Genomic DNA, 579 nt, shown 5'->3' with positions numbered 1-579 from the left:
GTTTGCACAAAGTGGCACCAACGGTCACCGGCATCCCGGCAACAGAGTACCCAACCCCGGCACAACGTCCGGTTAATTCCTGTCTGGATACTAGTTTGCTGGCGACAACGTTTCATGTGCAAATTCCTGAATGGGAAGCTGCGTTGGCGGTTGTTTTGGATATATCAGGCGGCAGCTTTCATTTCGATCAAGATGTATAGTTGTACAACAAAATAATTCTGATATGAAATAGAAATATCTGAGAAAGCGTGAGTCTCGTTAAAAGAACCGAATGATGTTTAATTTCGGGTCTTTGTTAACTGCCCGATATGACGTTGTGTTTTTCTATTTTTTCTAGGCTTGCGTCGCCACCACATTCCCTGTCTTTGTCGCACCTTGCAAATTTGAATTTAGGTTTTGCAAGAATGATGTCAGGCTGGCGCCGCTGTTAGATTGGCCCTCGGCAGCTAAGAGTAAGCACCCGGTCAACACAGGTTGACCGATCCTTAGATTGATGATCGGATTTATTGAGCAGGCTTCCAGTTGTGCGGAAGTAGTTCGCTGATGCGGCTGAATGGTTGCAATGGTAGCCTTTCCAAT

The 579-nt window shown here is 45.9% G+C and carries 1 protein-coding gene and 1 pseudogene; one reads left to right on the top strand and one right to left on the bottom strand.

Going from position 1 to position 579, the window contains the following annotated elements; genetic code table 11:
* On the top strand, positions 1 to 200 hold a 200-nt coding region (locus H8K32_RS19975), incomplete at its 5' end, for a sugar nucleotide-binding protein (protein WP_186914389.1).
* A gap of 133 nt (positions 201 to 333) precedes the next feature.
* Here H8K32_RS19975 and H8K32_RS20210 read toward each other — a convergent pair.
* A pseudogene (locus tag H8K32_RS20210) lies at positions 334 to 579 on the bottom strand (hypothetical protein); the annotation flags it as partial.

The sequence above is a fragment of the Cognatundibacterium jejuense genome (genome assembly GCF_014284255.1).
GTDB classification, from domain to species: domain Bacteria; phylum Pseudomonadota; class Gammaproteobacteria; order Burkholderiales; family Burkholderiaceae_D; genus Undibacterium; species Undibacterium jejuense.
The sequence above is the reverse complement of the archived record's forward strand: the minus strand, read 5'-3'. Positions and strand labels throughout refer to the sequence as shown.